Source organism: Fibrobacter sp. (assembly GCF_017545445.1).
Classification (GTDB): Bacteria; Fibrobacterota; Fibrobacteria; order Fibrobacterales; family Fibrobacteraceae; genus Fibrobacter.
In genome coordinates this window covers 1-3390 of record NZ_JAFWOM010000082.1, presented here as the reverse complement: position 1 = coordinate 3390, position 3390 = coordinate 1, and the positions used below count along the sequence as shown (strand labels likewise).

At 52.2% G+C, this 3390-nt stretch carries 8 protein-coding genes; all 8 read left to right on the top strand.

Annotation, left to right across the window (positions count from 1 at the left end):
* A partial coding sequence (gene rplF / locus IKG78_RS09835; protein WP_290942853.1) for a 50S ribosomal protein L6 occupies window positions 1–159 on the top strand: 159 nt, incomplete at its 5' end.
* Between the two features lie 9 nt (window positions 160–168).
* Window positions 169–540 (top strand): 50S ribosomal protein L18, encoded by a 372-nt coding sequence (rplR, locus tag IKG78_RS09830; RefSeq protein ID WP_290942851.1) that lies wholly within the window; start codon window positions 169–171, stop codon window positions 538–540.
* Window positions 541–551: 11 nt separating this feature from the next.
* On the top strand, window positions 552–1034 hold the full coding sequence (gene rpsE / locus IKG78_RS09825; RefSeq protein WP_015732010.1) for a 30S ribosomal protein S5: 483 nt from the start codon (window positions 552–554) through the stop codon (window positions 1032–1034).
* 13 nt (window positions 1035–1047) lie between these two features.
* The gene (gene rpmD / locus IKG78_RS09820) at window positions 1048–1227 is read left to right on the top strand and encodes a 50S ribosomal protein L30 (RefSeq protein WP_014546101.1); all 180 of its coding nucleotides are present in this window, start codon (window positions 1048–1050) and stop codon (window positions 1225–1227) included.
* Between the two features lies 1 nt (window position 1228).
* A complete protein-coding gene (gene rplO / locus IKG78_RS09815; protein WP_290942849.1) occupies window positions 1229–1669 on the top strand; it encodes a 50S ribosomal protein L15 in 441 nt (146 codons plus the stop codon).
* The gene (secY, locus tag IKG78_RS09810; protein ID WP_290942847.1) at window positions 1669–3030 is read left to right on the top strand and encodes a preprotein translocase subunit SecY; all 1362 of its coding nucleotides are present in this window, start codon (window positions 1669–1671) and stop codon (window positions 3028–3030) included. Before rplO ends, secY begins: the two co-directional genes overlap by 1 nt.
* Window positions 3030–3248: a translation initiation factor IF-1 gene (gene infA, locus IKG78_RS09805; RefSeq protein ID WP_014546098.1), complete on the top strand. Its 219-nt coding sequence runs from the start codon at window positions 3030–3032 to the stop codon at window positions 3246–3248. Before secY ends, infA begins: the two co-directional genes overlap by 1 nt.
* Before the next feature lie 27 nt (window positions 3249–3275).
* Window positions 3276–3390: 50S ribosomal protein L36 (rpmJ, locus tag IKG78_RS09800; protein ID WP_014546097.1), on the top strand; the 115-nt coding region annotated here is incomplete at its 3' end.

Below are 3390 nucleotides of genomic sequence, written 5' to 3'. Positions count from 1 at the left end.
CCGCTGAAGATTTCCATCAAGGGTATTGACAAGCAGAAGGTTGGCCAGGCTGCCGCCGAGATTCGCAAGTACCGTCGTCCTGAACCGTATAAGGGCAAGGGCATCAAGTACGCTGGCGAAATCATCCGTCGCACGCAGGGTAAGAAGACAGGTAAATAAGGGTAAACTATGACTGCAATTGCTAAGAAAAGAATCCAGTCCAGAATCGCACGCCACGCTCGTGTGCGCAAGTCTGTTGTCGGAACTGCAGAATGCCCTCGTTTGGCCGTTCGCCGTTCCTTGTCTCACATGGTCGCCCAGATTATTGATGACGAAAACAGCAAGTCCATCGCTCAGGTCTCCACGACTGCCAAGGAATTCCAGGGCAAGTTTGGCGAAATGACGAAGACGGAGCAGGCTAAGCAGCTTGGTCTCCAGATTGCTGAAGTCGCCAAGTCCAAGGGCGTTGAATCCGTGGTCTTCGACCGCGGCGGTTACATCTATCACGGTCGCGTTCAGGCTCTCGCTGAGGGAGCTCGTGAAGGCGGACTCAAATTCTAGTGGGGTACACTTTGGAACGCGAAGCTCAAGTTTCTGAATTTGAAGACAAGGTTGTACACATCAACCGTTGCGCTAAGACTGTCAAGGGTGGCCGTCGTATGTCCTTCTCCGCTCTCGTTGTCGTCGGCAACAAGAACGGCAAGGTCGGTGTCGGTCTCGGCAAGGCTAAGGAAGTTTCCGAAGCTATCCGCAAGGGCACTGAAGCCGCTCAGCGTAACATCGTCGAAGTCCAGCTTCTGGACGGCACCATCCCGCACGACATCGAAGTGAAGAGCGGTTCTACCCGCATCCTCCTCATGCCGGCTGCTCCGGGTACTGGTGTTATCGCCGGTGCTGCTGCCCGTGCTGTTCTCGAACTCGCCGGTGTGCGCAACATCCTCACGAAGATTCACGGTTCTTCCAACCCGAGCACTGTCGTCAGCGCTTGCCTGGAAGGCCTGCTTTCTCAGAAGAACAAACAGGACTGCGCCAAGTTGCGCGGTTTTGAAGCCTAAGGAGTAATACTCAATGAAAAAAGTTCGTATTACTTTGATCAAGGGTATCGTCCGTCGCCTTCCGGTGCACCGCGCAAACGTGGCCGCACTCGGTCTCCGCAAGATCGGACAAACTGTTGAACACAATTTGACTCCGTCCATCCAGGGCATGATCAATGCCGTGAAGGACATGGTCAAGGTCGAGGAGATCTAAGATGGAACTCAATACTCTCAATCCTGGCAAGGCTGCCAAGGGCAAGAGCCGCAAGCGCATCGGTCGTGGTCCGGGTTCTGGCTGGGGCACCACTGCTGGTCGTGGTCAGAAAGGTGCTGGCGCCCGTAAGAGTGCCAAGGCCGGTCGTGTCGCCTTCGAAGGCGGCCAGATGCCGATTCACCGTCGTATCCCGAAGCGCGGCTTCAAGCACGCTGGTATTGAATTCCAGATCGTGAACTTGAAGAAGCTCGCCGCAGTTAGCACTGTTGATTTCGACGCTAAGGTCCTCGCTGACCTCGGCTTCATCAAGAGCGTCGAACTGCCGGTCAAGGTTCTCGCTTTTGGTTCTATCGACAAGGCTATCAACGTAAAGGTTAACGCTATCAGCGAAAAGGCAAAGGCTGCCATTGAAGCTGCTGGCGGCAAAGTTGAGATCATCTAATGGAAGCACTCAAGAAAGCCATCGATGCGTTCATCAATGCTTTTAAGATTGAAGACCTGCGTAAAAAGCTCCTTTTTACGCTTGGTCTTTTAATTGTTTATCGCATTGGTTCTCACATCACCATCCCCGGAGTAAATGCTGCGGTTCTCGCAGAATACTTCAAAAATTCGAATAACTTGTTTGGCCTGTACGATTCGTTTACCGGAGGTGCATTCGCTAAGGCGACTGTATTTGCCCTCGGTATCATGCCGTACATCAGCGCAAGCATCATCCTTCAGTTGATGGGTTCGGTCATTCCGGCTATCCAGATGCTCCAGAAGGAAGGTCAAGAAGGTCGCGCCAGGTTGAACCAGTACACCCGATACTTCACGGTGGTCCTTTCCGCCTTGCAGGGATGGGGCATTTCTGTCTGGCTTTCTAACCTCAAGGTGACGACAGCCGCCGGTACTGGCATCTCCGCTCTTGCGGACGACTTTGCGTCCGGTGCCGGAAACATGGGCTTCCGAATCCTTGCAACGTTGACCTTCACCGCAGGTACGGTTCTCCTGATGTATTTGGGCGAACAGATTACTTCGCACGGTGTGGGCAACGGTATTTCTCTTATCATCTTCGCCGGTATCGTCAGTGGCCTTCCGCGGGCCATATTAGCCGAAACGGAAATGTGGAAAGAAGGCATCCAGCCGCTCGCTATCGAAGTGTTCATCATTGCGATTGTGGTGGTTATTGTCGGCTTCATCGTTTTCGTCGAGCAGGCGACCCGTCGCATTCCGCTCCAAAGTCCTCGCAGGACCGTCGGAAACAAGGTCTTGGGTGGTCAGGCTAGCTATTTGCCTTTCAAGGTGAACACCGCTAACGTGATTCCCGTGATCTTCGCAAGCTGCATCATGTTCATTCCGGCCATGGTCGCATCTTGGTTCCCGAATGTGTCTGCCATGCAGGCTTTTGCTACTGCATTTATTCCGGGTCATATCTCCTACAGCGTAGTTGATGCCCTCCTCATCATATTCTTCACCTTCTTCTACACGGCAATCCAGTACAACCCGAACGACATTGCCGAAAACCTCAAGAGAAGCGGTGGGTTTATTCCGGGAGTGCGCCCAGGTAAGCAGACAGCAGAATATATTGACCATGTCTTGACCAGAATTTCATTGCCAGGGTCCCTCTACCTCGCTTTTATCAGCGTCGTTCCCCTGCACTTGAAAGACGCTCTCAATATGAGTTTCTATATTGGGGGTACCTCGGTCCTGATCGTGGTAGGTGTTGCTCTGGATACGCTTCGCCAGCTCGAAGCCCAGCTGCATACCAAGAATTATGAAGGTTTCTTGAAACGTGGCCGCATCCGCGGCAGGATGGCATCCTAGTGGCTAAAGAAGAAGGTATACAAGTAGAAGGCGTTGTGTTGGAAGCTCTTCCCAACGCTTTCTTCCGTGTTCAGCTCGGAAATGGTCACGAAATCCTGGCTCACGTTTCAGGAAAAATGCGCCGGCATTTTATTAGAATCTTGCCGGACGACAAAGTGTTGGTCGAGATTTCCCCGTACGATTTAAATCGCGGGCGAATTACTTACCGTTACAAGTAATAGGTATTACAAAAGAAGGTCAAACCTATGAAAATCAAAGCCTCCATCAAACCCAGATGTGAAAACTGCAAGATCATCCGTCGCAAGGGTGTATTGCGTATCATCTGTTCGAAGAACCCCCGTCACAAGCAGAAGCAGGGAT